Origin of the sequence: Anaerosporobacter mobilis DSM 15930 (assembly GCF_900142955.1) — a bacterium.
Taxonomy (GTDB): Bacteria; Bacillota; Clostridia; order Lachnospirales; family Lachnospiraceae; genus Anaerosporobacter; species Anaerosporobacter mobilis.
In genome coordinates, this window is sequence record NZ_FRCP01000012.1 from 70,148 (window position 1) to 97,132 (window position 26,985).

Genomic DNA, 26,985 nt, shown 5'->3' on the forward strand with positions numbered 1-26,985 from the left:
ATGGACATATTATCCACGAACTGGAGGAAGTTATGAAATATTGTATTGCTGTTTGTGATGATGAGACAATGATGCTAAAGATTAATGAAGTATATATAAGTGAGATAGCGAAAAAACATAACCTAGATATTGATCTAAAGTGTTTTGAAAGTGGAGAAGAGCTAGTAGAATATGCGAAGAAACATCGTGTTGATATTGCATTTCTTGATATTAATATGAAACAAATTTCCGGTATTTCAGCGGCTGTACAACTGAAGAAATTATACAATGATATGGTTACAATCTTTATAACAGGACATGCTGAATTTGCCTTGGAAGCTTTCGAGGCAGAAGCAATTGGATACCTTGTAAAACCATTAGATCCTAAAAAGTTAGAAAAATGGATAATTAAAGCGGTTAATCAAATTATCATGCAGAAATCAAAAATAGTTAGTACGATGATTACAATTGTGGAGGATAATGTTAAGAAAAAGATTCCACAGTATAAGATTATATATATAGAAAAAGAACATAACCAGTGTGCAATACATACTACGGATTCGGTTCATTATTGTTACCTTACCATAACGAATATGATTGAGAAATTAGAGAAGATGTTTTACCAGATTAATCAAGGAACCATAGTGAATAAGAACTATATTACAACAATTGAAAGTAACGAAGTAGTATTAAAAAATTCTATGAGTTTTACATTGGGACGAAAATTCAGTAAGATCGTAAAAGAGCAGTACTACGGTGGAAAATAAATTAGTAATCTAGAGAGCAGTCAATCGACTGCTCTTCTTTAATTTATAGAAAAATATGTTTTATTAATATAAAAACGGTCTGAGATGGTTGAAACCAAACAGTTCAATAATTTGGTTGAATTTCATGTGATTGAAGTATGAGGAGTCATAAAAATGTAAAATACAATGAGTTATTGGTTAAATACCTTCGGTTTATAGATAGCATACTGAATATTGAGTATTATTAACTTGTCAGTAAGGCAAAGCCAAAAGAAAAACCCGGGTGAATCGGTAATGTCTTATTAATAAATTAAAAATAGAAAATAACATTATTGAGGTAAAGAAAGGAGAAAGTATGATGGAAAACAAAAATGTAATGCAAGAAAAAGTACTTACTACAGAAATTGTAATTAATGAGGTTGATATTTTACCAGCTAGTGATATGCCTCTTATTATTGGTGGTTGTGCTTGTGGATTTGCTATCTGTGCTGGTGCAGCATGTGGTGGCGGTTGCGGCGGACTACTTTGTGGATTCTAATATTAAGAAAAAGGAGAGAAATTGAAGATGAACGATTTGAATAAGAATGAAATTGTAATGAAGGAAGTTGAAATCACAGAAACAGAAGCTTTAGAAGAAACAATTACACCTGCACTTGGTGGATTATGTGGCTTAGGCTGTGGCGGAGCAGTTTGTGGTATCTGGTGCTAATTAAGCATCATGTTAAGAAATACATAATTAGAGGAGGATTAAACAATGAGTAATTATCAAAAAGAACAAGATGATTGTATTAGAATGAGAGAAGTAGATCTTGAAACAGTTGCCGTATTAGAAGAAGGCATTCAACCAGGTGGAGCACTTTGTGGCGTAGGCTGTATAGCGGCTGGAGTTTGGTGCGGATTCGGATGCCCTAAATAAATTAAAATTATATACGGCGACTTCATAAGAAGGTCGCCGTATAAAGAAAAAAGAATGAAGAAAAAGAAAAAAGAAAAGGTTGGTGGTGGTTATGAAGACAAAGATAATTAAAGAAGATAATGTATGTTTAGCATATTTACCAGATAGTATGAGGTTTTTTGAAGTAAATGAGAAGACAGCAGGTGTTATTCAAGCAATTGAAAATAGTTATTCTAAGGAAGAGATAATGACAATGTTTGATGTATCTGAAAATGATATTAATAAAGTAAATTCGTTGTTACAAAGTGGAAGTAAGATTCCTGAAAAAAGTCAAGAACAAGTTAATAAGGAAGAGTTTGAAGGGTTAGAAAAGTTAGTTTTAAATATTTCGAATAGTTGTAATTTGAGATGTAAGTATTGCTATGCCAACGGCGGAAGTTATCAATCTGATGAGAATATGATGGAAGTATCTGTAGCTAAGAAAGCGTTAGATGTTTTCTTTAACAAATTTGAAGTTATTCATATGATTCAGATCTTTGGTGGAGAGCCAACAATGAATATGCCACTTATTCATTATATCTGTGAGTATATAGCAGAAAAGAATGAGAACAAAGAAATAAAGACGAGAATTGGAATTGTAACGAATGGAACCATGATAGGAGAGGATTTTATTCAACTGGTTAATAGGTATCAGATGCAAGTTACGGTTAGTTTTGATGGTGTACCACTTGTTAATGATATGATGCGAGTTTATGAAAATGGTCTTGGTACATCGGAAGTAATTCTTAAAAATATAAGGAAACTAAAGGAAAACACAGATCAACCTTCAACGATTGAAGTAACTTACAATGAAAATCATATTAAAAATGATGTTCATATTGCAGATATTATTCAATATATCAGATCTGAATTCGGCGAGATTCCACTGCATATTGTTCCAGCTGGAGGAGAACAAACTTGTGATTTTGTACTAAAAAATCGAGATGAATTCATTCAATCTGTTGATGATGTGTTTGAAAATCCTAAGAAGATGCATACGTATACGTATTCTTTGGTACAAAGAGTTGTGAATGCATTCTATACAAAAAGAAGTAGCAAATATATATGCGCGGCTGGATTGGCTGAGTATTCAATATCAACACTTGGTGAGGTCTATCCATGTTTCATGTTTACAGATGATGAATCCTTATGTATTGGTAGTATCTTTGATGAACATTTATTTGAGTCAGAGAACTTTGTGAAAACTGTTACAAGACTTGAGAATTTTAATAAAACGACAATACCAGAATGTAAAGAGTGCTTTATTCGAAGAAGCTGCACAGGATGCCTTGGAATTAATCTACTTGAAACAAAAGATGTGTTTACCAATAGTGAGGTTAGTTGTGATATGTACCGTAAAATGACAGAACGAGTGATTATTAATCTATATAAGATTAGTAAAAAAGAATGTGAGTGTGATAAGAGTGCATGAGAATTATATTAAACCAATTATAGAAGAAGATATTAATGTTTGGACGTTGTTTGAGAAGAAAGACGGAAACATTTATTGCATGGGTAGTATCAAGGAAGATCGCTTTATTCAACTAGACGAGAACAATAAGGAGGCAATTCAAGCGGCTGTCGGTTATATGGATGGTTCACATAGTTTACAAGATATAGAAAGCATTTTGGAAGAAAGTCATGGATATAAATTAAATATGGAGCATTTATATACTTGGCTATGTAAGGCTGGATTGATTAGTAATCCACTAGAAGAATATAAAGTAGAGAAACAAGAGATGGATTACCTATCTGTTACTTTAAAGAAAGTCAATTTGAAGAAGTTATACTCTAGTTTTCAAAAATTTACTGATAAGTTACTCACTCCAGTTACTTGGGTTTGTAGTACTTTAATACTTGTTGGATTAATCTTAATGATATTCAACATGAAAGAATTCTTTACATTAAGAAACTATATGCTAGGTGGTTCGGTAGGATTAGGTATAGTAGCAATGCTTGGGATATTTGTACTAAGTATTGGGATTCATGAATTTGCACATGCAATTGTTGGGTATCGATATGGATTGAAACCTTCTCAGTTGGTACTTGCATTATATGTGGGAACTCCAATGTTTTATGTGAAGATGCCTGGAATCTACACAATTGAGCCAAAGCTTAGGTTACGTGTTTGGTTCGCAGGAATTTATTGCAACATGAGTATAGCGGCCTTCGCGGGAATTCTCCTACAATTTGCAGAAGGCAATGTATATAAGTTTTTATTATTAGTATGTACAACGAATATATCTCTTGTAGCTGCTAATATATCTCCATTGCTTCCATTAGATGGATATTTTATGTTAAGTACAATACTAAAAAGACCAAATCTAAGAAAAGGCTCCTTTAAACAATTTAAAGAATGGGCACTTGGTAGAGAGAATTCTTTCCATGGATTATATACAATCTATTTCTTAGTATCGGTAGGTTTTTATGCTACAGTAATTGGATTCGAGATACGATGGATTATGAGTGTAATCAATAAAGGAATGAGTAGGGGATATACGTTTTCGCAATATCTATATGAGTTTAGAGTAATCTTGTTAATCTTGGCAGTAATACTTGGCAAGAAGGTAATAGAAATAATTAGTGTCTATCTAAAAAATAGAAATAAGGTGAGAGTGCATGATTAAAACGATAATTAGAGTAGATAATCTATGTAAGAAATATAATGATAAGGAAGTCGTTGATAACCTCAGCTTTTCTGCTGAAGCAGGCGATGTAATTGGATTAATTGGACCTAATGGTGCTGGAAAATCTACAACAATGAAGATTATCACCAGATTGATTAGTAAAAGCAGTGGGGATATATATATTAATGGGCAACAACTAGATAATAACTCCAATGTAATATCTCGTGATGTAGGATTTACGTCAGAATCACCTTCCTTTTATAATTATCTTACAGGAATTCAGAATCTTAAACTAATAGCTAACCTGTATCCTAACGTAGATATGGATAGAATCCGTAGTCTTTTAGAATTCGTAGGTCTAACGGAGGCAGCGAACAAGAAAGTGAAGGCTTATTCTACAGGGATGAAACAACGATTAGGATTAGCTAGGGCTTTGCTGAATCGTCCGAAAGTCATTATCCTTGATGAACCTACCAATGGATTAGATCCGCAGGGGATGCGAGAGATATATCAACTAATTAGTAAATTAGCGAAAGAAGAAAAAGTAACGGTAATAATTTCATCTCATCTATTATACTATCTCGAAAAGATTTGTAATAAGATCATTGTTATAAATCATGGTAAAACTGTCTATTATGGTAATACAGAGAAGATATACGAAGTGAGTAAAGAACTGTATAAGGTTATAACGAATGATACAGAGAAAGTATTAAAAAGACTCTTTGAAATTGAAGAGTATGAAGTTATTACTTCGGATTTTGATTCCGTTACCGTTAGCATGAGTAATAGTACTAGAGAAGACTTAATGAACCTACTGGATGATTTGGAACTTGAAGATCAAGATATTATTAAGATTGATCCTACTTTAGAAGATATTTTTCTTATGCTCGTAAAGGAGGAACCTTATGAAAAAGTTGTTTGAGAATGAGATGTATAAGATTTTTAGAAGTAAAAGAATTTACATCTTTTGTGGAATTCTAGCGTTTGTTGCCCTAGTCTTTTCCCTCATTGTAAAACAAGTGTATATGGCAGGACAGTTTGGAGAAGACATAACGCTGAAGGAGCTAGCAGTTCAGTATCCACTTCAATTACTCAGCACAGTATCTGATTTGCTGTTACCAATCTTTGCAACTTTGATGATTACCTTTTTAATAGCAGATGAATACAATGAAGGAACATTGAAGTTATCAATATTAAGTGGATATGGTAGAAATAGAATTATCATTTCAAAAGTATTGGCGGTAATTGTAGCAACAGTTATTATGCTTGTAGTCGTTTACATTACCTCATATTTAGGTAGTTTCCTAGCGTTCGGATCAGCTGTAATACAAAATGATGTGGGTTATAATATAGCAGCTTATGTTTGGAGTTTACTTCCATTAATCACATGGATAGTTTTTAATTTTTTCTTAGCACTATATATAAAAAACAGTGGAATTATCGTTGGTGTAGTTGTTGGTATTACATTAGTGAGTAGTATTTTAAGCTCAATGCTACCAAGGCTATCAAGCTATATTGGAACCTATTATTTGAAGGCAATAGCAGCCTCTTTTAGTACCGTTAACTTAGGTATGGCAGCCGTGGTTTGCTTTATGTATATGTTTTTATTTGGAACAGTTTCCTATGTGAAATTTATAAAGATGGATATAGAAAAATAATTTATTAAAAGGAGAAATAATATGGAATCAAAACAAATTTGTGAAAAATGTGGAAATGGTAGTTTTAAGACAGGAAAATTATTTGGAATTGCATCAGTTCATTCCTTGGACTCGAAGGTAGGACTTGGAGGATCGGAATTGCTCATTAATTTTTGTGATTCTTGTGGTAAAGTGGAGTCATTAATAGTTAAGAATCCTGAAGAAATCAAATAGTTTTAGAGAGGTGGCGAGATAACGTGTACCAATATTTATCAAAGAAGATTACCAATTATGTGATTCTTAGTAACCTTGCACAAGAGAAATATCGTCCATTATATGAATATGGTTTTGAAGGGATACTATCCATTGCGTTAAATACACTTCTCGTATTGTTTACAGGGATATTTTTGAATATGGAGCTAGAGATGTTGGTTTATATGGCCTTCTATGTGATACTTAGAAGAAAGGCTGGTGGAGCACATCGTAATCTACATTGGAAGTGCATAACTACTTATCTACTATTAGCAGTGGTAAGTATTAAGAGTATTACAGCAATGACTAATAGTTTTCCGAGTTATTCAATAATGGCAATTACGTGGTTGGTTTGTTTGATAATTAGTGGGTTGTTTGTATTTATCTTAGCACCAATTGATTCAAAGAATAAAAGATTAGAAGCTATGCAAAGAATAAAATTAAGATTCGAAAGTAGAGTAGTAATTGTTGTTGAAATTATTATAATACTTCTGCTTATTACAGTTAAGAGTAATCAAAGTATTATAAATAGTGCAGTGGCGGGAGTATTAGTTGAGAGTATTTTATTGTTACCGATTTTTAATCGTGATAGTAGTAACTAAATAATGTTTTAATTATGGGAGGTAGTGTATGTTAAGAATTAAGGATGTAATGAATAAGATTGGTAAGAATTGTGTAGCTCCAATGATGATGATGTTATGTGTTAAATCCATTCATGCAATTGTAGGGAGCTGTTGTCTATGGTTTATCTGTCAACCGAAAGTACCAGATGTTGAGTTAGTAAAAGAGTTTAACAAATAGTATCTCATAAAGGATAAAATGTACAAGTTGAAAATAGAAAAGTAATAAAGAGGTGGAGAAAAAATTTCCCACCTCTTTTATGTAACATAGTATTGATTTTATAGTTTAACTACATTAGTTGCTTGAGGTCCTTTATCTCCATCAACAACATCAAATTCAACTTTGTCACCTTCGTCAAGAACTTTGAATCCATCCATTTGTAAAGCTGAGAAGTGAACGAAGATATCTTTTCCTTCTTCATCAGTAATGAATCCGAATCCTTTGCTAGCATTAAACCATTTTACAGTACCGTTTTTCATAAATAGTGCCTCCTAATACATTATAGCGGGTATTATATCCCTCTCTGATTTAGACAAATCATATCCCTTTTGGTTAAAGCCGATGGCTATTTAAACAAGGTTCAAATTGAAACCGTCGACTTAATGAATAGTCTTACTTAAATTTAACATATTTATCGAAAAAAGTCAATTTATCAAACAAAAAAACCAAGATAAAAAAATATATCAAAAGCGTTTAAATATGGGGTTTTGGTGACAAAATGTAAGTAGTATGCTATAATCTAAAACGATGGTAAATACTTATATTGATGAAAGAATATGGGAATTAATTAGATTTGTGCACGGATTGTATAAATGTATTAGGATTGGCGTAGCCGACATAGGATAATGGTCCTATGGACCATTCAAATTTAGGAGGAAACACAGCATGTCAAAAAATATAAAAAGTGTTGATGAATTAGGCATCATGCCTCAATACGAAATAGTAACATCTCAATCTATAGATGAGTTAAAAACTTTAGGTATTATATTAAAGCATAAAAAAAGTGGAGCACGTATTGTTGTAATGTCTAACGATGATGATAACAAAGTATTCTTCGTTGGATTTAAAACACCACCAATGGATTCAACTGGTGCAGCTCACATTGTAGAACATACTGTTTTATGTGGATCAAAGAATTTTCCAGTTAAAGATCCTTTTATTGAATTAGAGAAAGGTTCATTGAATACTTTCCTTAATGCAGTAACGTATCCTGACAAAACAATTTATCCGATTGCAAGCTGTAATGATAAAGATTTTCAAAACTTAATGCATGTCTATATGGATGCGGTTTTATATCCGAATATCTATAATAAAAAGCAGATTTTTGAACAAGAGGGCTGGCATTATGAATTAGAGAATAAAGAGGATGAGTTAAAAATTAATGGTATTGTATACAACGAGATGAAAGGTGCATTTTCTTCTCCAGAGCAAGTTTTATTCCGTTTGATTAAGAAATCTCTATTCCCAGATACTGCTTATGGTACGGAATCTGGCGGAGATCCTGACAACATTCCTGATTTATCCTATGAAGAATTCTTAGATTTTCATAAGAAATATTATCATCCAGTGAATAGTTACATCTATCTCTATGGTAATGTGGATATTGAAGAAAAACTAAATTGGTTAGATAAAGAATATCTGTCAGATTTTGATCAAATACAAGTGAATTCCCATATTGAGATGCAAAAATCTTTTGAAAAGCCAAAAGAAGTTGTAGCTAGCTATTCCATCTCTGCAGAAGAGCCTGTTGAGAATAATACGTATGTAAGCTATAACGCAGTAGTGGGTACTTCATTAGATGCCAAATTAGTTATGTCTATGAAGATACTTGAATATGTACTTCTTAGCGCACCTGGAGCACCACTAAAGCAAGCAATACTAGATGCTAAGATTGGTCAAGATATCCTTAGTGATTATGATAGTAGTATTATGCAACCAATGTTCAGTATTATTGCGAAGAATGCTAATGAAAGTGATAAAGATCAATTCCTAATAGTAATTGAAGAGACATTAGAGAAGATTGTGAAAGATGGAATTGATGAGAAAGCATTACGTGCAGCCATTAATTTTTATGAATTCAAATATAGAGAAGCAGATTTTGGACAGTTTCCTAAGGGACTTATGTATGGTATTCAATTACTGGAAAGTTGGTTATATGATGATTCAAAACCATTTGCTCATATGGAGGCCAACCAGATATTCGCATTCTTAAAAGAACAGATTAATAGCGGTTATTTTGAGGAATTAATAAAGCAATATCTTATCAATAATAATCATGTGAGTGTTGTTATTGTGAAACCTGAAATTGGTTTAACAGCAAAAGTTGAAGAAGAGATTAAGAAGAAACTTGAATCATATAAAGCAAGTCTAAGCGGTGATGAGATTAATCAAATTATTGAAAATACTAAAGAATTAACCAAATATCAAGAACAAGCTTCAACAGCAGAAGAATTACAGTCAATACCTTTACTTGATAGGGAAGATATAGGCAAAGATGCACAACCAATCTATAATAAGATTAAGATGGTTGATTCTACAACAGTTGTACAGCATGATATTTTTACAAATCAAATTGCATATCTAAGAATACTATTTGATGCAAAATACGTACCAAATGATTTAGTTCCTTATATAGGATTGTTATCAACCGTTCTAGGTTATGTGGATACTGAAAAAAACAGTTTCTTAGAGTTATCTAATGAAATCAATATTCATACTGGTGGAATTAATACGTTCATTAGTACCTATGTGAAGAAAAACGATATTACCAACTACAAACCAGTATTAGCCTTCAAGATTAAGGTATTATATCAAGAACTTGGGGTAGCAATGGAGCTACTAAATGAAATTATTCATGAGAGTAAACTTGGGGACAGTAAGAGAATGCTAGAGATACTTATGGAAATTAAATCTCGTCTTCAGATGAAATTGAATTCATCCGGACATTCTGTTGCGGTAAGCCGTGCTACCTCGTACTATTCACAAGCGGCTATGTTTGATGAACTAACTAATGGTATCTCTTATTATCGTTTTATTGATAATCTTGTAAATAATTTTGATAACAAACATGAAGAAATTACTAATAATTTAAAGCAAGTTATGGATTGCTTATTTAGAAAAGATACGGTATTATTAAGTGTTACTGCTGATGATGAGGGGTATCAATTATTTGACCCATTCATTAAACCATTCATCGATAGGTTAAGTAATGTGCAAATTAATACTTCATTAGGTAAGTTTGACTGTAAGAAGTTGAATGAAGGTTTCAAGACAGCTTCTAAGGTTCAATACGTAGCTCGTACTGGCAATTATAGAGAAGATGGCTATTCTTATACGGGAGTATTACGTGTTCTTAAGTCTATCTTAAGCTTTGATTATCTATGGAACAATATTCGTGTTAAGGGCGGAGCATATGGATCTATGTGTGGATTTAGCTTTGATGGAAACGGCTATTTCACTTCATATCGTGACCCTAACCTTAAAGAAACGAATAAAATCTACGACCAAGTAGTTGACTATATCGCTAACTTTGACGTAGATGATCGTGATATGACAAAATATATTATAGGAACAATCAGTAGTGTAGATACACCATTAAATCCAGCCGCAAAAGGTGGTCGTTCACTAGCTTCTTACCTAAGTGATATGACGACAATGGATTTCCAAAGAGAAAGAGAACAGATTTTAACTGCAACACAAGGAGATATTCGTGCTTTAGCAGGTTTAGTTGGAGCAATTCTTGCAGACAACAACTTATGTGTAATCGGTAATGAAACAAAATTACAGGATAATGCAGATATGTTTGGCGCAATAAAAAGCCTTATATAGAGAAATAGTAGTGTGAAAGATTAAACGACACTAAAGAAAGGGACCATGCGTTGCCAGCTTTCACACTTTTAATAATAGACAATTACGAAACTCCTCTCCATATCGACTTACAAAGAGTTTCGCAATTGACTATTGTAAATATGGCAATATCGTAAGGGTTGCGATATGCATGGGATAGGATGAAGAATATATATAAATCAGGTTTTGTTACACTAATAGGTAGACCAAATGTTGGTAAGTCTACACTTATGAATCAAATAATAGGTCAAAAGATTGCGATTACTTCGGATAAGCCACAAACTACAAGAAATCGTATTCAAACGGTATATACATGTGATGATGGACAAATTATATTTGTTGATACACCAGGTATTCATAAAGCAAAAAACAAGCTTGGAGAATATATGGTAACAGTGGCAGAGAGAACGTTGAATGAAGTAGATGTAATCTTATGGTTAGTTGAGCCATCAACATTCATTGGAGCAGGGGAAAGACACATAGCAGAACAATTAACACGTGTTAAAACTCCAATTATCTTAGTAATTAATAAGATTGATACAGTTAAGAAGGAAGAAATCTTAACCTTCATTGGTGCGTATAAAGATATCTGCAATTTTGCAGAAATAGTGCCGGTATCAGCACTTAATGGTGAGAACAAAGAGAACTTAATGAAAGCAATCTTTAATTATCTTCCAGAAGGTCCACAATTTTATGATGAAGATACCATTACAGACCAACCGGAAAGACAAATTGTTGCTGAATTAATTCGTGAAAAGGCACTTCGTCTACTTGATGAAGAGATTCCTCATGGTATAGCTGTGTCTATAGAAAGCATGAAGGAACGTAAGAAGGGCAATATTGTTGACATCGATGCTACGATTGTCTGTGAAAGAGATTCTCATAAGGGAATCGTTATTGGTAAACAAGGCGCAATGTTAAAGAAAATCGGAACGTTAGCACGCCAAGAAATCGAGAACTTACTTGATATGAGAGTAAATCTTCAATTGTGGGTAAAAGTTAAGAAAGACTGGAGAGACAGTGACTTCTTACTTAAGAATTATGGATATAGCAAACGAGAAATCGAATAATAAGTTAATCTATAAAAAGTTAGTATCTTTATATAATTAGAATAAGGTAGTACAGAAATGGGCAACCTAATGAATAGAACAACAATAACGTTGTTTAGAAAGAACATAAAAGAATTAGGGGGCGCTAATAAATGAAAAAAGATAATTATTGGTCAGAATTTGAAAAGTCAGGAAATATTTCGGACTATTTGAATTATGTTGCTTGTACAAGTGAACATATGGATGATGCGGAAGAAGAAAATAATCAAGTCAGAGAAGGTGGAGAAAGTGATTTCACCAGTGATTGTAACGGGAATAGTACTGGCTTCAATGCCAGTTGGTGAGTATGATAAGAGGGTAGTTCTTTTAACGAAAGAACGCGGAAAGATAACAGCATTTGCAAAAGGCGCTAGAAAACAAAATAGCGCCTTACTTGCATGCGCGCAACCATTCACCTTTGGTCAATTTACAGTTTATGAAGGCAGAACTTCCTACCAAGTAAATGGTTGTGATGTACAGAATTATTTTGTTGAACTACGTAATAACTTAGAAGCAGTAACGTATGGGTTGTATTTTTGTGAATTTGCAGAGTATCTAACAAGAGAGAATATAGATGAGTCAGCTATATTAAAACTTCTATACCAATCGTTACGAGCACTTACGAAAGGAACCATACCGTACCCTCTCATCCGATACATATTCGAGCTTAAAATTATGACATTGAACGGGGAAGCGGTTCAAGTATTTGAATGTGTTAAGTGTGGTAAGAAAGAGAAGTTAAATGCATTAAGTTTATCTAGTGGAGGATTAGTTTGCTTGGACTGCTTAACTAAGGAAGGGCGAGTTATACATCTACAAGATTCAACAATCTATGCTATGCAGTTTATTATTGCATCATCAATTGAAAAATTATATACATTTACGGTATCCGATTCGGTATTATCAGAACTGCGTTATTGTATGAAACATTATATAACTATGTATATTGACAAGGAGTTCAAAACCTTGGAGATGCTTGATATGTTTTAAATTGCTATTGAAAATATGGTTATTTAAGGTTACAATTACAAGGGTTGGATAAATAACGAGTGGGGGAGGTACAATGAATGAAAAAGGTCACACTTGTGTTGTTAGGAACAATATTTCTTGTAGCTATGACTGGTTGTGGGAAGAATAAACTTTCTATCACTGCAGAGGATGTTACTACGAATACAATAGTAATAAAAGAAGATAACACGGTGCAATCATCGATAGTTGAGGATTTTGATAAGGATTATTATAGTCAGGAAGAATTAGAAGCATTTATTAATGAAGAAGTAACCGATTACAACGAGAAGAATGGGGAAGATCAGATTAAGATGCACTCTATTCATGTTGCGGATCAAAAAGCAAGTGTTGTATTCAATTATAATGATATAGATGATTATGCTGTATTTAATGGAATAAATGCCAAAGTACTCACTACATCTCAGGCATTACAAGATGATTCCATTCTTTCTGTGGTAGAGTTTGTAGACGCAAAAAGTGGTGATACAGTGTCAAGAGAAACTGCTCTAAGTAAGGAAGGAGCAACTGTTCTAGTCATTCAGGAACCGTTAGATATTAAGATTGGTGGAACTATCTTATATTATAGCAATGCTCAAAAAGCAGAAAAAGATGTACTAAAAGCCAGTGGAGAAAACGTAACGGTAGTTGTGTTTGAGAAAAAGAAATAGTATAACTAGGTGAAAGACGTAGTTACGAATAGTTTCACTTATTATTATAATAATAGATTTTATTATAATAATAGATTGGACAAACACATAATTATCATATATAATTTCAGATAACTATAGAAAAAGATATATAAAAAAGATTTGAGAGGTTGAATAGCAAATGGAAAAGACAATGGAAAAAATTGTAGCATTAGCCAAAGCAAGAGGATTCGTTTATCCGGGTTCTGAAATCTACGGTGGACTTGCTAATACTTGGGATTATGGTAACCTAGGTGTGGAATTAAAAAACAATGTTAAAAAAGCATGGTGGAAAAAATTCATCCAAGAAAACCCATACAATGTAGGTGTTGATTGTGCCATTCTTATGAATCCACAAACATGGATTGCATCAGGACATCTAGGAAGCTTCTCTGATCCATTAATGGATTGTAAAGAATGTAGAGAACGTTTCAGAGCAGATAAGATTATTGAAGATTATATGTCTGAAAATGGTATTGCTATTGAAGGTTCTGTGGATTCTTGGTCTAATGAAGAAATGGCTAAATACATTGAAGAACATAAAATTGCTTGTCCAACCTGTGGAAAGCATAACTTCACTGATATCCGTCAATTCAACTTAATGTTCAAGACATTCCAAGGTGTAACAGAAGATGCAAAGAATACAGTTTACTTAAGACCAGAAACTGCACAAGGAATCTTTGTTAACTTCAAGAATGTTCAAAGAACTTCAAGAAAGAAAATTCCATTTGGTATAGGTCAAGTTGGTAAATCATTCAGAAACGAAATTACTCCAGGTAACTTTACATTCCGTACAAGAGAATTCGAACAAATGGAATTAGAATTCTTCTGCGAGCCAGATACAGACCTTGAATGGTTTGCATACTGGAAAGAATTCTGTATCAATTGGTTAAAAGATCTCGGTATGAAAGAAGAAGAGATGCGTGTACGTGATCACGATGCAGCAGAACTTTCCTTCTACAGTAAAGCAACAACAGATATTGAATTCCTATTCCCATTCGGCTGGGGAGAATTATGGGGTATCGCTGATAGAACAGACTATGATTTAACACAACATCAAAATGTATCCAAAGAAGATATGAGTTATTTTGATGATACACAAAACAAACGCTACGTTCCATATGTTATTGAACCATCACTTGGTGCAGATCGTGTAACATTAGCGTTCTTATGCGGTGCTTATGATGAAGAAGAAATCGGAGAGGGAGATGTTCGTACCGTATTACATTTCCACCCAGCATTAGCTCCAGTTAAAGTTGGTATACTTCCATTATCTAAGAAATTAGCAGAAGGTGCAGAAAAGATCTATACTGATTTAAGTAAATACTTCAACTGCGAATACGACGACCGCGGTAACATCGGTAAACGTTATAGAAGACAAGATGAAATCGGTACTCCATTCTGTATCACATATGACTTCGAATCAGAAGAAGATGCTTCTGTTACTGTTAGAGATCGTGACACTATGGAACAAGAAAGAGTTAAGATTGCTGACTTAAAAGAGTATTTTGAAAAGAAATTAGAATTTTAATTAGTTTAATATAGTAGTAAAACCCTCATGGAAAATACTGTTTTCTATGGGGGTTTTTGTGATATAAATAAAATATGAATGGTACTGGATAACTGTTTAGAAAGTGAATAGTATTCAATGAAATATTGTTAAAATAATAACAAAGAACAATAAACACAATATATTGTATACAATATATTGTGTTTATTGCGTTTAAATAACCAATAAAAGAAAATTAATAGGAATAAAAAGAAAAGAAAACATCGAATTGCTAGCAATGGATAAAAAATTCACGAAATACCATATTTAAGTAAATTGTTCAAATTAAGTAGATTGGATAATACTGTTTATTGAATTGTTTCAAAATTCAGCAAGATAATATGCACAATAAAAATTATAAATATTAAACATATTAGACAAAGTGCATAATACATATGGATAAGAATGGTTTACAGATATCATGTAAGTAAAAATTACAAAAAAAAATGTTCCTTAACTATACAAACTATGCTATAATAAATTTGGTGACTGACATAACAAAAAATGTTGTTATGTCGTGTATTTGAAACCATTTGGGGTATAAATAGGACAAGTACACTAGTAAATCAGAAAAAATCTGGTTAATATTGGTATGACACCTACTATCAAATTAAATATTTGCACATAGATAGTGAAAAAAGATCATGCATTGACATGCAATCTACGTGTCATACGAAAAAAATATTAGGAGGTAAGTTACATAATGGCAAAATGGGTATATTTATTCACAGAAGGAAATGCTGGAATGAAAAATCTGCTTGGTGGTAAAGGAGCAAACTTAGCAGAAATGACTAATTTGGGACTTCCAGTACCACAAGGCTTCACAATTACAACTGAAGCATGTACACAATACTACGAAGATGGAAAAAAAATCAATGATGAAGTCATGAGTCAAATCATGGAGCACATCACAAAGATGGAAGAAATTACTGGAAAGAAATTCGGTGACAAAGAAAATCCATTACTAGTATCTGTTCGTTCAGGCTCAAGAGCTTCTATGCCAGGAATGATGGATACAATCTTAAATCTTGGTTTAAATGAAGAAGTTGTTAATGTATTAGCAAGTAAATCGGGTAATCCAAGGTGGGCTTGGGATTGTTACAGAAGATTTATCCAAATGTATTCAGATGTAGTTATGGAAGTTGGTAAAAAATACTTCGAAGAACTTATCGATAAAATGAAAAAAGAAAAAAACATCATTCAAGATGTTGATTTAACAGCTGAAGATTTAAAAGAATTAGCAGATCAATTTAAAGCTGAATATAAAACAAAAATCGGTTCTGATTTCCCAGCTGATCCAAAAGAACAGTTAATGGGAGCTATCAAAGCTGTATTCCGCTCATGGGATAACCCTCGTGCAAACATCTATCGTCGTGATAATGATATTCCTTATTCATGGGGTACTGCAGTTAACGTACAGATGATGGCATTTGGTAACATGGGAGAAACTTCTGGTACAGGTGTTGCATTTACTCGTAACCCTGCAACTGGTGAGAAAAAACTTATGGGTGAATTCTTAATGAACGCTCAAGGTGAAGATGTTGTTGCTGGTGTTCGTACACCACAAAAAATTGCTCAATTAAAAGAAATTATGCCAGAAGTTTATGATGAGTTCATGGGAATCTGTAATAAACTTGAAGATCATTATAGAGATATGCAGGATATGGAATTCACAATCGAAGATAAAAAACTTTACATGTTACAAACTCGTAACGGTAAGAGAACTGCTAAAGCGGCTCTTAAAATCGCTTGTGATTTAGTAGATGAAGGAATGATCTCAGAAGAAAAAGCTATTAAGATGATTGACCCTAGAAATCTTGATACTTTACTTCACCCACAATTTGATACAGAAGCAGTGAAGAAAGCAACTCCAATTGCGAAAGCTCTTGCAGCAGCTCCAGGTGCAGCTTGTGGTAAAGTTGTATTTACTGCTGATGATGCAAAAGAATGGGCAGATAGAGGAGAAAAAGTTGTTTTAGTACGTCTTGAAACTTCTCCAGAAGATATTGAAGGTATGAAAGCAGCTCAAGGTATCTTAACAGCTCGTGGTGGTATGACATCACATGCAGCAGTTGTTGCTCGTGGTATGGGTACTTGCTGTGTATCTGGTTGTTCAGAAATCATCATGGATGAAGAGAATAAAGTATTCAAATTAGCTGGTAAAGAATATCATGAAGGAGATATCATTTCTTTCGATGGTTCTACAGGTTATATCTATGATGGTGCTATGCCAACAGTTGATGCTACAATCGTTGGTGAATTAGAAAGAATTATGTTATGGGCAGACAAATATAGAAGATTAAAAGTTAGAACAAATGCAGATACTCCTGCAGATGCTAAGAAAGCTAGAGAACTTGGAGCAGAAGGTATCGGTCTTTGCCGTACAGAGCATATGTTCTTTGAAGGCGATAGAATTGATGCATTCCGTGAAATGATTTGTGCAGATACTGTAGAAGAAAGAGAAGCAGCACTTGCTAAGATTCTTCCTGTACAACAAGGTGATTTTGAAGCATTATATGAAGCTCTTGAAGGTAACCCTGTTACAATTCGTTTCTTAGATCCACCACTACATGAGTTCGTTCCAACTGATGAAGAAGATATTAAGAAACTTGCTGATTCTCAAGGTAAATCTGTTGAGAAAATCAAAGCAATTATCGCTTCTTTACATGAGTTCAACCCAATGATGGGACATAGAGGTTGTCGTCTTGCTGTTACTTATCCAGAAATCGCTAAGATGCAAACTACAGCTGTTATCCGTGCAGCAATCAATGTAAAGAAAGCTCATCCAGATTGGACAATCAAACCAGAAATTATGATTCCATTAATTGGTGATACTAAGGAATTAGTTTATGTTAAGAAGATGGTTGTTGAAGCAGCAGATGCTGAAATCAAAGCAGCTGGTTCTGATATGACATATGAAGTTGGTACAATGATCGAAATCCCAAGAGCTGCTCTTACAGCTGATGAAATCGCTACAGAAGCTGAATTCTTCTGCTTCGGAACAAACGATTTAACTCAGATGACTTATGGCTTCTCTCGTGATGATGCTGGTAAATTCTTAGATGCTTACTATGATGCTAAGATCTTTGAAAACGATCCTTTCGTAAAACTTGACCAAATTGGTGTAGGTAAATTAATGGAAACAGCAATTAAATTAGGAAAAGCTGCTCGTCCTAACTTACATATTGGTATCTGTGGAGAACATGGTGGAGATCCATCTTCAGTAGAATTCTGCCACAAGATTGGACTTGATTATGTATCTTGTTCACCATTCCGTGTACCAATCGCTCGTTTGGCAGCAGCTCAAGCAGCGCTTAATCAAGAGTAAGCAGGCTATATATTAAAGTAGAGCACTCTATCACGTCAAAAATGATAGAGTGCTTCTTTTTTACTCAAAAGTAATATCAAATTGAGGTTCTAGTCCGGTAGTAGTGGAGGACATAGTAGTTTAACGACGGATGAATTGGAAATCAAGGGTAGATTTCAGGCAAATTGAAAATACACTATCTTTTAATTAAAAAAGAGGGGGAAAGAGGGAGAATATAAGGGTGAAGATAATAAAGAGGGCAGGAACAGTAGTAAGTATTAGCTTGATTGTTGTTATTATTATCATGGTAATTTGGAGGAAAGAACTTAGTACTTTATTTTCTTCAGGTAGCTATAACGATGTGGATAGTATGGTAGAAACCATGATGAATAAATCTTCGACTCCGGGAGTGGCTATAGTACTATCAAAGCAAGGAGAGATAGAATATAAGTGTTACGGATACGCAGATGAAAAAAATCATAAGAATATTAATGCTGAATCATTGTTTGAGCTAGCTTCAACGACAAAGGCATTTACAGCTTTGGCTATAATTTTATTAGAGGAAGAGGGATATTTGGCTAGCTCAGATGCTATAACGGATTACCTTTCTTGGTTTACACCCAATTATAACGGGGAACAAGTGAACATAACCATTGACCAGCTGTTAGCTCATACCAGTGGTATTCCATCTTGGAGTATTCGGCTAATTCCAGAAGGAACCTCAGATGATATGCTTGAAAAAACCATACGTAATTTATCCACTATTACATTAGATTCCTATCCTGGAACAAAACATAACTATGCTACCATAAACTATGATGTACTAGCACTTATTATTGAAAAGGTTACAGGGCGGAGGTATCAAGATTTCGTAACAGATAATATACTACTTCATTTAGGAATGACAGAAAGTTATTTTTCAACTGGGCAGGAAAATGTGTCGGACAAACTCACCAAAGGGTATAAGGTTTTCTTTGGGAAAAGCATAGAGTATAGTGCGCCCAGATATTATGGAAATATTGCAGCTGGATATTTGGTGACGAATGTCAAGGATTTGGGGTTTTGGGTTAATGCTCAATTGGGTATTGGCGATATACCGGATAAGCTTAAGAGTGCCATAAGTAAATCCCATGAAGTGAATAAAGAGACTGCAGGACATGAAGATACGAATAACTATTATTCGTATGGGTGGAGTATTGATATAGAAGCTAGAGTTATTAATCATAGCGCAAGTAATCCCAATTATTCTGCACAAGTAATTATAGATTTAGAAAAACAGGAGGCTATATTTGTACTGGCAAATTTGAATTCAAGTGTACCTACACAAATAGCTTATAATATATATGATCATATGAATGGAAGGCAGATGAACAGATTTAGTTATGATGATTTTACCATATTACTGAATTTGGTATTTTCAATTTTAACCATAATCGCACTGGTGAGTTTATGTATAAAGATTATATATTTAGTTAAACAGAAAAAGCAAACGATTAAAAATGAAAATACGACATCTTATAAAATGGGAAGACTTATAATAGGATTAGTATTAAGAATAATTTTATTGGTATTTATCATTATCTGGCCATACTTATTGAACTATAATTATCATTTTATTAGGGTATGGATGCCAAACGCAATATTAGCATGGGAGTTTCTCGCTGTCATTAACTGCGTTTTATCAATAATAACTAAGCTTAGAAGAATAGCAATGATAAGCAAGAAGGTATAAATTGACATAAGAGAAATTCCATGATATGGTGATAAAAGGGAAAGGGGTATTTTAATGTATATGAGAATATTTCGAGTGAAAAGTTTCAGTAGTAAGCTCCATGCAATTCTTTGATATGATTATTGAGATGTATGGAGCGTCATATTGATACAAGTAAAATAATTCAATAGAAAAGAATTGCATTTGATATATAAGTACTTACTAATCTTATAGTTAAAGGAGCAATTCAAAATGAAAATTGAGATAAAATTAACAGATAATACGAATTGTTTTATAATTAAAAATATGTATCCATTGTATTTACATGATATTTCTGGAATCCACGGCATTCTACCCAATGAGTATGGAATCTTTGAGGAAGAACCAATAAGAACGCTTGCGGAGCAATATGATATTCAGCAAGTATGGTTTGAAAATCCCAATGTATTATATCCATATCTGATAGTGGTTGATAATATACCAGCAGGATTTTGCCTTGTAGGAAGTGGTAAATATGTTGCAAAAGGAGTAGATTATTTTGTATATGAGACATTTCTCTTAAGTCCATTTAGAGGAAAATCTATCGCATATCAAGCTATGATTGAAATCTTTGAAAAACATCATGGTAAATGGAGTCTTTTTACACATCTGGCTGAGAATAATATTCGTGCAAAAACTTTTTGGTATAAGACAATTGGAGGTTATACAGAGAATCAATATACAACCGAAGAAAAGATAATAGATGAAATGTTTAAATTAGTGTTCCGATTTGATAATTAGTTTGCATAAGAATACATAGGTATTAATACAAAGAGTCGACCATTCGCAAGTAGTTACCGAGTGTCGACTCTTTACTTTTGTTTTACGACAACTTTACAGGATGACCGTACAAGTTTTAGAATAATAGTATAAATATTATTTTATGGAGGTATGGTTATGACAGGAAGTAAGAATTATAAGTTTTGGTTTACAACTGGTTCACAAGATTTGTATGGTGATACATGCTTAGAAAATGTTGCAAAACACTCTAAAATTATAGTTGAGCACTTAAATAAATCAGGAATTTTGCCTTTTGAAGTTATTTGGAAACCTACGTTAATTACCAATGAATTAATTAGAAAGACATTTAACGAAGCAAATGCAGACGAAGAGTGCGCCGGTGTTATTACATGGATGCATACATTTTCACCAGCAAAATCGTGGATTTTAGGTTTACAGGAATATAGAAAGCCATTGATGCATCTACATACACAATTTAATGAAGAGATTCCTTATGATTCAATTGATATGGATTTCATGAATGAAAATCAATCTGCACATGGCGACCGTGAGTACGGTCATATTGTAACTCGTATGGGAATCGAACGTAAAGTAATTGTTGGACATTGGAACAATAAGAACGTTCAAGAAAGAATTGCAAGCTGGATGAGAACTGCAATCGGATTAATGGAGTCTTCTCATATACGTGTTTGCCGTGTTGCGGATAATATGAGAAATGTTGCAGTTACAGAAGGGGATAAGGTTGAAGCACAAATCAAATTTGGCTGGGAAGTTGATGCATACCCAGTGAATGAAATCGTTGATTATGTGAAAGACGTATCCACTGCTGATATTAATACATTGGTAGAAGAATACTATTCAAAATATGATATTCTACTAGAGGGCCGTAACCCAGAAGAATTCAAGAAACACGTAGCAGCACAAGCAGGAATTGAAATAGGTTTTGAAAGATTTTTAAGGGAAAAGAATTACCAAGCAATTGTTACACATTTTGGTGATCTTGGCGGTCTACAACAACTCCCCGGGTTAGCGATTCAAAGATTAATGGAAAAAGGCTATGGATTTGGTGGAGAAGGTGACTGGAAAACAGCCGCTATGGTACGTTTAATGAAGATCATGACTGCTGATATGAAAGATAAGAAAGGTACTTCATTCATGGAAGATTATACATATAATCTTGTGCCAGGAAAAGAAGGTATTTTACAAGCTCATATGCTTGAGGTTTGTCCTTCTATAACAGATAGTAAGATTGGAATCAAAGTGGTTGGGCTAACAATGGGGGATAGAGAAGATCCTGCACGTTTAGTGTTTACTTCTAAATCAGGTTCAGGTATTGCCACTTCATTAATAGATATGGGAAATCGTTTCCGTTTAATCGTAAATGAAGTAGAGTGTAAGCAAGTGGAAAAACCAATGCCAAAATTACCAGTAGCAACTGCATTCTGGACACCACAACCTAATTTGAATACAGGAGCAGAAGCTTGGATATTAGCTGGTGGAGCACATCATACAGCCTTCTCATATGACTTAACAACGGAACAGATGGAAGACTGGGCAGCAGCTATGGGAATCGAATGTGTTGTTATTGACAAAGATACAACGATTCGTGGATTCAAGAACGAACTTAGATGGAATTCAATAGCATTCCGATAATATTACGTAAATAATATAAAGAACTAAGGCACAGCGAAATATTCGTAATGAGTATTTCGCTGTTTTTTGTATCGATGTAATCATATGAAACAAAATGATTAAGGGCATTGCAACAGTAATTTTTTGTAAAAATGCAGTATAAAAACGTAATTGAGAAAAATTTAAGATTTTTTAATTGCTTGCCCCATTGAATAATGATATCATGATATAAATACGGTATTTGTTCTATAATCGAAATTAGACAGTGCTTATTCTATAAGATTTTGGATCATATTTAATTGGATAAATAAATATAAGATGGAGGAAATTATAGTGGGTTTTGACAAAACAAAACTGAAGCAAATTCGTTGGTTGATTGTATTTACTGCAGTTATGATATTAGCACTTATGAATAGTTCTGCGGTTTTAGCAGGTGTGGCTATTGGAATTCGAATATTGAAACCATTTATCTATGGTGGGGGTATTGCATTTGTTTTAAACATACTATTGAAAGCGTATGAGACTAAAGTATTCAAAAAGTGGAAAGGGAAATCAGCAAGAAAGCTAAAACGATCAGTTGGCATACTCTTATCAGTCATAACGGTATTGTTAATTATTACACTCGTAATCATAGCGGTGATACCACAATTAGCGAAGACAGCTACGGAACTCGGCAATAAAATCCCATTGTTTGTAGAGGGAATTATACTAAAGTTAGAGCAATGGAGTGTTGAGTACCCGGGTTTAAAACAACAAATTATGCAATTAGAAAACATAGAAGTTAATTGGGAAACGATAATTCCTAACTTTGTTGAGTTTATGAAGAATGGTGTAGGCAATATGTTATATTCTACGTTATCTTCAACAGTATCAGTGGCTGGAAGTATTATAAGCGAAGTGATTAATTTTACGATTGGTATAATCTTCGCACTTTATATATTAATTCAAAAAGAGAAGCTATCTGATCAAGGAAAGCGAATTCTAACAGCATATCTACCTGAAAAAGTAAGTTCTGCAATTAGAGATGTGATGTCCCGACTGTATAGTAATTTCACCAATTTCATATGTGGACAGTGTCTAGAGGCAGTAATTCTTGGCACACTGTTTATAATAACTATGTCTATATTTAAGATGCCATATGCGACAACAATAGGAACATTGATTGCATTTACAGCATTAATCCCTATTGTGGGTGCTTTTATCGGATGTTTTGTCGGGGCATTTATGATATTAATTAACAATCCGACACAAGCGCTTTTATTTATCATTCTATTTCTGATATTACAACAAATTGAAGGTAATTTGATTTATCCAAAAGTAGTTGGTAATTCAGTTGGGTTACCTTCTATATGGGTACTGGTAGCAGTAAGTTTGGGTGGTAGTTTGTTTGGAATTCCAGGTATGCTATTCTTCATACCTGTTGTATCTACGGTATATTCCTTATTGCGAGACGATGTTAATTTACGAAACAGCAAGAAGCTGCAAGTTGTTATGGAAGATTCACCAGGTGAGGAACAAGAAGCAGCGTGTGAAGAACAAGAAGAATAATGGAATACAATGATTATGGGTGCTACGGGGGAATAATATGAATGTAAGAAAACAGTTTATTAAAAGTATGTGGAGTATCGTACTTTGTATCGTTTTACTTGGAAATGTAGGAAACTATACGAGTATAGCAAGTGCTTCAACTGCAAAGGGACAAGAAAGAGTTAGTATAACGAAGAAGAAAACTACAATTACCGCAGGAAAGAGTTATACCTTTGTCGCGAAAGTAGAAGGTACCTCGTCAAAGATTACTTGGTCGGTATCCAATAAGAAGATTGGTACTATCACACAAACGGGTAAGTTCACGGCTAAGAGAGCGGGGAAAGTTACAATAACTGCTAAAGCAGGTTCTGCATCTACGAAAGTAAAAGTAACTGTTAATGGTAAGAAGATTATTGCGATTGATCCAGGGCACCAGAGCAAAGGAAATAGTGAGACAGAGGCAACTGGTCCAGGCTCAACTAACAAAAAAGCAAAAGTAGCATCAGGAACATCAGGCGTGAGTACGAAAGTTCCTGAATACAAATTAACACTAGAAGTATCACTTAAACTAAAAGCAGCCTTATTAGACAGGGGTTATGAAGTTGTTATGACTCGTGATAAGAATGATGTGAACATAAGTAATAAAGAAAGAGCTATATTGGCTAATGAAAGCGGTGCAGATATCTGTATTCGTATTCATGCAGATGGATCAACAAGTCAAAGTGCAAGTGGTGCGAGTGCCTTATATCCATCTACAAAGAATCCATATGTATCAGGTCTTAGTAAATCGAGTAAGAAGCTAGCTTCTTCGGTTATAACGAAATTCTGTGATAAGACTGGAGCTAAGAATAGAGGTACAGTAGCAAGGGATGACTTAACGGGAACAAACTGGAGTACAATACCTGTTATTGTACTAGAGATGGGATTTATGAGTAATCCATCGGAAGATAAGAAGATGCAGCAAGATAGTTACCAAGCCAAGATGGTGGAAGGTATCTGTAATGGAATCGATGATTACTATGCGAAATAAGTTGATTTTAGAGAAAACCATGATGAAGTGTCAAGAACAGACGCTTCATCATGGTTTTTATTGATTCCTTTGGTTTAATTTAGAAATCTTTCTTTTTTACAATTTTCAAACTTATGGAATAAGAAAGTAACCCAAGGATAAGGATTGTAATTACTCCAATATAAGGTAGATATTTTATTATACTCTCTATAGTTGCCTGATTCATATCGGGTAGAAAGTTATACTTATCTAGAATAACAAGAAGAATTGTAGGTAAAGCACATAATGCAAAAATTATTATACGGCTGTTCTCACTTCCCAGTTTAAATAGTATTGGAAGTAGTATTAAGTTAAAAAGTATGCTCACATAGAGAAAACCCCATGTGATAGGTGATATGGTTAAAACAAACGTATTTGACTGCACAATCTGATATGGTAAGGATAAGAGGAAGGAGCATAAAAACCCTAAACCAATCATGAAAAAGGCAAGAAGATATTTGGATTGTACTAATTTGGTACGATTAATTGTAGTAGTAAGAGCATAAGGAACCCATCTTGCTTGTTCATCATAAGCATAGGAAGAGATACTTATTAAACTAAAGAATAATAAAAAATAAGCGCTAAAGGAGGAAGCTTCTTCACCATATATACCCAATATGCTATAAAATACGAGAATTGTGCCTCCCATTAATAATCCTTTCTTAAGAATTAATAGATCCTTGAGCAATAATCCTCTTAACATGACTGACCACCTCCTGAATGGAATAACATGATTTCTTCTAATGTTACTGGTTCAATGATTGAAGTAGGGTATTGCTTTACAAAACGACCTTTATTCTTGATTAGTATAGAAGAATTAAATTGTGTCTTCTTCATACTAACGACATAGGAGGAATCATAAGTTATTGCATTGCTGTTAGAACAACGGACAATACCGTAGTTCTCTAAAACTTCATCTTTGGTATGTGAGAATACGATTTGACCTTCATGGATAAATGTAATATAGTCACATATTTTCTCTAAGTCAGTTGTTATATGAGAGGAGAGAAGTATCGTATGTTCCTCATCTTGTATAAAGTCTAAGAAAACATCAAGGATTTGATTTCGAATAACAGGGTCCAGACCACTTGTTGCCTCGTCGAGTATCAATAGTTTTGGTTTGTGAGAAAGAGCAACGGCCAAGTTCAGTTTCACTTTAGTTCCCTTAGAGAATTCTTTGATTGTCTTATTAGTGGGGATTTTGAATTTATTTATATAAGACTCAAACATAGTAGTGTCCCAGTTTTTATACATATTTTTCATAATCTTTTGTATATCTTTCGCTCGTAACATTTCGTGGAAACAACTTTCATCTAATACAACACCAATTGCTTCCTTTTGCTGTTGGCTCATATCCCTAGTGATATCGTTACCATCAAATACAATATTACCAGAATCGATATTAATAAGATTGAGAATAGATTTGATTGTAGTAGTTTTTCCAGCACCGTTTTCTCCAATAAATCCCATGATGGTACCTTTGGGTAAATTAAAACTAATATCCCTGAGTTGAAAATTCGTATACTGTTTGTTTAGATTCGTTATTTCGAGGCAGTATTCCATAGTAGCTAATATTCTCCCTTCTTTATTCATAGTCATATAGTATCTTTAATAAGTCTGTTAAATCTTTGAGTGACAAATCTGCATGCCTTGCGCTTTCGATTGCTTTGCTAAGATAATCTTCCGTTTCTTTCAGGTATTCTTCACGAATAACCGCAATATTTTGTTTTCCCACAAAACTTCCTTTACCAGTTATAGTTTCAATCAATCCATCGCGTTCTAATTCTTCATAAGCACGCTTGGTAGTGATAACACTAATTCGTAATTCTTTGGCTAATAATCGCATCGATGGAAGGGAGTCTCCCTCCTTCAATTTGCCTGTTACAATTAAGGATTTGAGCTGGTTATAGATCTGTTCGTATATGGGAATGCCAGAAGAATTGTTGATAATGATATCCAATGGAATGCACCCCTTTGTTATATTGTATATATACGCTATATACAATA

Annotated in this window: 27 protein-coding genes; 23 read left to right on the plus strand and 4 right to left on the minus strand. The window is 33.7% G+C overall.

The annotated features are described in order from the left end of the window. Nucleotides 1–32: 32 nt before the first annotated feature. From BUB90_RS11985 to BUB90_RS23530, 11 genes are all read left to right on the plus strand, one after another. Nucleotides 33–746 (plus strand): LytR/AlgR family response regulator transcription factor, encoded by a 714-nt coding sequence (locus BUB90_RS11985; RefSeq protein ID WP_073288011.1) that lies wholly within the window; start codon nucleotides 33–35, stop codon nucleotides 744–746. A 337-nt stretch (nucleotides 747–1,083) separates the two neighbouring features. Then, a complete protein-coding gene (locus BUB90_RS11990) occupies nucleotides 1,084–1,263 on the plus strand; it encodes a hypothetical protein (protein ID WP_073288013.1) in 180 nt (59 codons plus the stop codon). A gap of 27 nt (nucleotides 1,264–1,290) precedes the next feature. Beyond that, nucleotides 1,291–1,434, plus strand: a complete 144-nt coding sequence (locus BUB90_RS23520) for a hypothetical protein (RefSeq protein ID WP_170865486.1) — start codon at nucleotides 1,291–1,293, stop codon at nucleotides 1,432–1,434. 45 nt (nucleotides 1,435–1,479) lie between these two features. Continuing rightward, nucleotides 1,480–1,641 (plus strand): hypothetical protein, encoded by a 162-nt coding sequence (locus BUB90_RS23525; protein WP_170865487.1) that lies wholly within the window; start codon nucleotides 1,480–1,482, stop codon nucleotides 1,639–1,641. 91 nt (nucleotides 1,642–1,732) lie between these two features. Beyond that, complete coding sequence (locus BUB90_RS11995) at nucleotides 1,733–3,091, plus strand: radical SAM/SPASM domain-containing protein (RefSeq protein ID WP_073288015.1); 1,359 nt, start codon at nucleotides 1,733–1,735, stop codon at nucleotides 3,089–3,091. Next, entirely contained in the window at nucleotides 3,075–4,286 is a 1,212-nt protein-coding gene (locus BUB90_RS12000) for a zinc metalloprotease (RefSeq protein ID WP_073288017.1), read from the plus strand. Before BUB90_RS11995 ends, BUB90_RS12000 begins: the two co-directional genes overlap by 17 nt. Next, nucleotides 4,279–5,208 (plus strand): ABC transporter ATP-binding protein, encoded by a 930-nt coding sequence (locus BUB90_RS12005; protein ID WP_084139222.1) that lies wholly within the window; start codon nucleotides 4,279–4,281, stop codon nucleotides 5,206–5,208. Before BUB90_RS12000 ends, BUB90_RS12005 begins: the two co-directional genes overlap by 8 nt. Continuing rightward, nucleotides 5,192–5,944: an ABC transporter permease gene (locus BUB90_RS12010; protein WP_073288019.1), complete on the plus strand. Its 753-nt coding sequence runs from the start codon at nucleotides 5,192–5,194 to the stop codon at nucleotides 5,942–5,944. Before BUB90_RS12005 ends, BUB90_RS12010 begins: the two co-directional genes overlap by 17 nt. Before the next feature lie 21 nt (nucleotides 5,945–5,965). After that, nucleotides 5,966–6,157: a hypothetical protein gene (locus tag BUB90_RS12015; RefSeq protein WP_084139223.1), complete on the plus strand. Its 192-nt coding sequence runs from the start codon at nucleotides 5,966–5,968 to the stop codon at nucleotides 6,155–6,157. 23 nt (nucleotides 6,158–6,180) lie between these two features. Next, entirely contained in the window at nucleotides 6,181–6,777 is a 597-nt protein-coding gene (locus BUB90_RS12020) for an accessory gene regulator ArgB-like protein (RefSeq protein WP_073288023.1), read from the plus strand. Nucleotides 6,778–6,805: 28 nt separating this feature from the next. Then, nucleotides 6,806–6,976: a hypothetical protein gene (locus BUB90_RS23530; RefSeq protein ID WP_170865488.1), complete on the plus strand. Its 171-nt coding sequence runs from the start codon at nucleotides 6,806–6,808 to the stop codon at nucleotides 6,974–6,976. 98 nt (nucleotides 6,977–7,074) lie between these two features. On the opposite strand, the gene BUB90_RS12025 is transcribed toward BUB90_RS23530, so the two are convergent. Then, entirely contained in the window at nucleotides 7,075–7,275 is a 201-nt protein-coding gene (locus BUB90_RS12025) for a cold-shock protein (RefSeq protein ID WP_073288025.1), read from the minus strand. Nucleotides 7,276–7,681: 406 nt separating this feature from the next. Between BUB90_RS12025 and BUB90_RS12030 the strand changes: the two genes are divergently transcribed. From BUB90_RS12030 to BUB90_RS12080, 12 genes are all read left to right on the plus strand, one after another. Then, entirely contained in the window at nucleotides 7,682–10,624 is a 2,943-nt protein-coding gene (locus BUB90_RS12030) for an insulinase family protein (protein WP_084139224.1), read from the plus strand. Nucleotides 10,625–10,803: 179 nt separating this feature from the next. After that, nucleotides 10,804–11,712 carry a GTPase Era gene (gene era / locus BUB90_RS12035; protein WP_073288027.1) on the plus strand — a complete coding sequence of 303 codons (909 nt, stop codon included), beginning with the start codon at nucleotides 10,804–10,806 and terminating at the stop codon, nucleotides 11,710–11,712. 131 nt (nucleotides 11,713–11,843) lie between these two features. Continuing rightward, a complete protein-coding gene (locus tag BUB90_RS23275) occupies nucleotides 11,844–12,035 on the plus strand; it encodes a hypothetical protein (RefSeq protein WP_139241758.1) in 192 nt (63 codons plus the stop codon). Then, a complete protein-coding gene (gene recO / locus BUB90_RS12040) occupies nucleotides 11,980–12,720 on the plus strand; it encodes a DNA repair protein RecO (protein ID WP_139241759.1) in 741 nt (246 codons plus the stop codon). The genes BUB90_RS23275 and recO overlap by 56 nt, the downstream gene beginning before the upstream one ends. Before the next feature lie 77 nt (nucleotides 12,721–12,797). Further along, on the plus strand, nucleotides 12,798–13,406 hold the full coding sequence (locus BUB90_RS12045; protein ID WP_073288030.1) for a hypothetical protein: 609 nt from the start codon (nucleotides 12,798–12,800) through the stop codon (nucleotides 13,404–13,406). A gap of 160 nt (nucleotides 13,407–13,566) precedes the next feature. After that, entirely contained in the window at nucleotides 13,567–14,955 is a 1,389-nt protein-coding gene (locus BUB90_RS12050; protein ID WP_073288032.1) for a glycine--tRNA ligase, read from the plus strand. Nucleotides 14,956–15,676: 721 nt separating this feature from the next. Next, nucleotides 15,677–18,301, plus strand: coding sequence for a pyruvate, phosphate dikinase (gene ppdK / locus BUB90_RS12055; protein WP_073288034.1), 2,625 nt, complete (start codon nucleotides 15,677–15,679; stop codon nucleotides 18,299–18,301). 220 nt (nucleotides 18,302–18,521) lie between these two features. After that, on the plus strand, nucleotides 18,522–20,012 hold the full coding sequence (locus BUB90_RS12060) for a serine hydrolase domain-containing protein (protein ID WP_073288036.1): 1,491 nt from the start codon (nucleotides 18,522–18,524) through the stop codon (nucleotides 20,010–20,012). Nucleotides 20,013–20,243: 231 nt separating this feature from the next. Continuing rightward, a complete protein-coding gene (locus BUB90_RS12065) occupies nucleotides 20,244–20,771 on the plus strand; it encodes a GNAT family N-acetyltransferase (RefSeq protein ID WP_073288038.1) in 528 nt (175 codons plus the stop codon). 156 nt (nucleotides 20,772–20,927) lie between these two features. Further along, a complete protein-coding gene (gene araA / locus BUB90_RS12070) occupies nucleotides 20,928–22,424 on the plus strand; it encodes an L-arabinose isomerase (RefSeq protein WP_073288040.1) in 1,497 nt (498 codons plus the stop codon). 312 nt (nucleotides 22,425–22,736) lie between these two features. Continuing rightward, nucleotides 22,737–23,951 carry an AI-2E family transporter gene (locus tag BUB90_RS12075; RefSeq protein ID WP_139241760.1) on the plus strand — a complete coding sequence of 405 codons (1,215 nt, stop codon included), beginning with the start codon at nucleotides 22,737–22,739 and terminating at the stop codon, nucleotides 23,949–23,951. 37 nt (nucleotides 23,952–23,988) lie between these two features. Next, a complete protein-coding gene (locus tag BUB90_RS12080; protein ID WP_242952533.1) occupies nucleotides 23,989–24,960 on the plus strand; it encodes an N-acetylmuramoyl-L-alanine amidase in 972 nt (323 codons plus the stop codon). A 79-nt stretch (nucleotides 24,961–25,039) separates the two neighbouring features. Here BUB90_RS12080 and BUB90_RS12085 read toward each other — a convergent pair whose 3' ends face one another. The 3 genes from BUB90_RS12085 to BUB90_RS12095 are packed head-to-tail and all read right to left on the minus strand — an operon-like array spanning nucleotide 25,040 to nucleotide 26,938. After that, complete coding sequence (locus tag BUB90_RS12085) at nucleotides 25,040–25,681, minus strand: ABC-2 transporter permease (protein WP_073288044.1); 642 nt, start codon at nucleotides 25,679–25,681, stop codon at nucleotides 25,040–25,042. Then, on the minus strand, nucleotides 25,675–26,571 hold the full coding sequence (locus BUB90_RS12090) for an ABC transporter ATP-binding protein (RefSeq protein ID WP_242952534.1): 897 nt from the start codon (nucleotides 26,569–26,571) through the stop codon (nucleotides 25,675–25,677). The genes BUB90_RS12085 and BUB90_RS12090 overlap by 7 nt, the downstream gene beginning before the upstream one ends. Further along, nucleotides 26,564–26,938: a GntR family transcriptional regulator gene (locus BUB90_RS12095; protein ID WP_073288046.1), complete on the minus strand. Its 375-nt coding sequence runs from the start codon at nucleotides 26,936–26,938 to the stop codon at nucleotides 26,564–26,566. The genes BUB90_RS12090 and BUB90_RS12095 overlap by 8 nt, the downstream gene beginning before the upstream one ends. Nucleotides 26,939–26,985: the final 47 nt, after the last annotated feature.

Coding starts and splice junctions, on each gene's coding strand:
- ppdK (WP_073288034.1), top strand. CDS start 15,677: ATGGCAAAATGGGTATATTTATTCACAGAAGGAAATGCTGGAATGAAA.
- BUB90_RS12065 (WP_073288038.1), top strand. CDS start 20,244: ATGAAAATTGAGATAAAATTAACAGATAATACGAATTGTTTTATAATT.
- BUB90_RS23530 (WP_170865488.1), top strand. CDS start 6,806: ATGTTAAGAATTAAGGATGTAATGAATAAGATTGGTAAGAATTGTGTA.
- BUB90_RS12080 (WP_242952533.1), top strand. CDS start 23,989: ATGAATGTAAGAAAACAGTTTATTAAAAGTATGTGGAGTATCGTACTT.
- BUB90_RS12085 (WP_073288044.1), bottom strand. CDS start 25,681: ATGTTAAGAGGATTATTGCTCAAGGATCTATTAATTCTTAAGAAAGGA.
- BUB90_RS12090 (WP_242952534.1), bottom strand. CDS start 26,571: ATGAATAAAGAAGGGAGAATATTAGCTACTATGGAATACTGCCTCGAA.
- BUB90_RS12030 (WP_084139224.1), top strand. CDS start 7,682: ATGTCAAAAAATATAAAAAGTGTTGATGAATTAGGCATCATGCCTCAA.
- era (WP_073288027.1), top strand. CDS start 10,804: ATGAAGAATATATATAAATCAGGTTTTGTTACACTAATAGGTAGACCA.
- BUB90_RS23520 (WP_170865486.1), top strand. CDS start 1,291: ATGAACGATTTGAATAAGAATGAAATTGTAATGAAGGAAGTTGAAATC.
- BUB90_RS23525 (WP_170865487.1), top strand. CDS start 1,480: ATGAGTAATTATCAAAAAGAACAAGATGATTGTATTAGAATGAGAGAA.
- BUB90_RS11995 (WP_073288015.1), top strand. CDS start 1,733: ATGAAGACAAAGATAATTAAAGAAGATAATGTATGTTTAGCATATTTA.
- BUB90_RS12025 (WP_073288025.1), bottom strand. CDS start 7,275: ATGAAAAACGGTACTGTAAAATGGTTTAATGCTAGCAAAGGATTCGGA.
- BUB90_RS12015 (WP_084139223.1), top strand. CDS start 5,966: ATGGAATCAAAACAAATTTGTGAAAAATGTGGAAATGGTAGTTTTAAG.
- BUB90_RS12010 (WP_073288019.1), top strand. CDS start 5,192: ATGAAAAAGTTGTTTGAGAATGAGATGTATAAGATTTTTAGAAGTAAA.
- araA (WP_073288040.1), top strand. CDS start 20,928: ATGACAGGAAGTAAGAATTATAAGTTTTGGTTTACAACTGGTTCACAA.
- BUB90_RS12045 (WP_073288030.1), top strand. CDS start 12,798: ATGAAAAAGGTCACACTTGTGTTGTTAGGAACAATATTTCTTGTAGCT.
- BUB90_RS11990 (WP_073288013.1), top strand. CDS start 1,084: ATGGAAAACAAAAATGTAATGCAAGAAAAAGTACTTACTACAGAAATT.
- BUB90_RS12050 (WP_073288032.1), top strand. CDS start 13,567: ATGGAAAAGACAATGGAAAAAATTGTAGCATTAGCCAAAGCAAGAGGA.
- BUB90_RS23275 (WP_139241758.1), top strand. CDS start 11,844: ATGAAAAAAGATAATTATTGGTCAGAATTTGAAAAGTCAGGAAATATT.
- BUB90_RS11985 (WP_073288011.1), top strand. CDS start 33: ATGAAATATTGTATTGCTGTTTGTGATGATGAGACAATGATGCTAAAG.
- BUB90_RS12005 (WP_084139222.1), top strand. CDS start 4,279: ATGATTAAAACGATAATTAGAGTAGATAATCTATGTAAGAAATATAAT.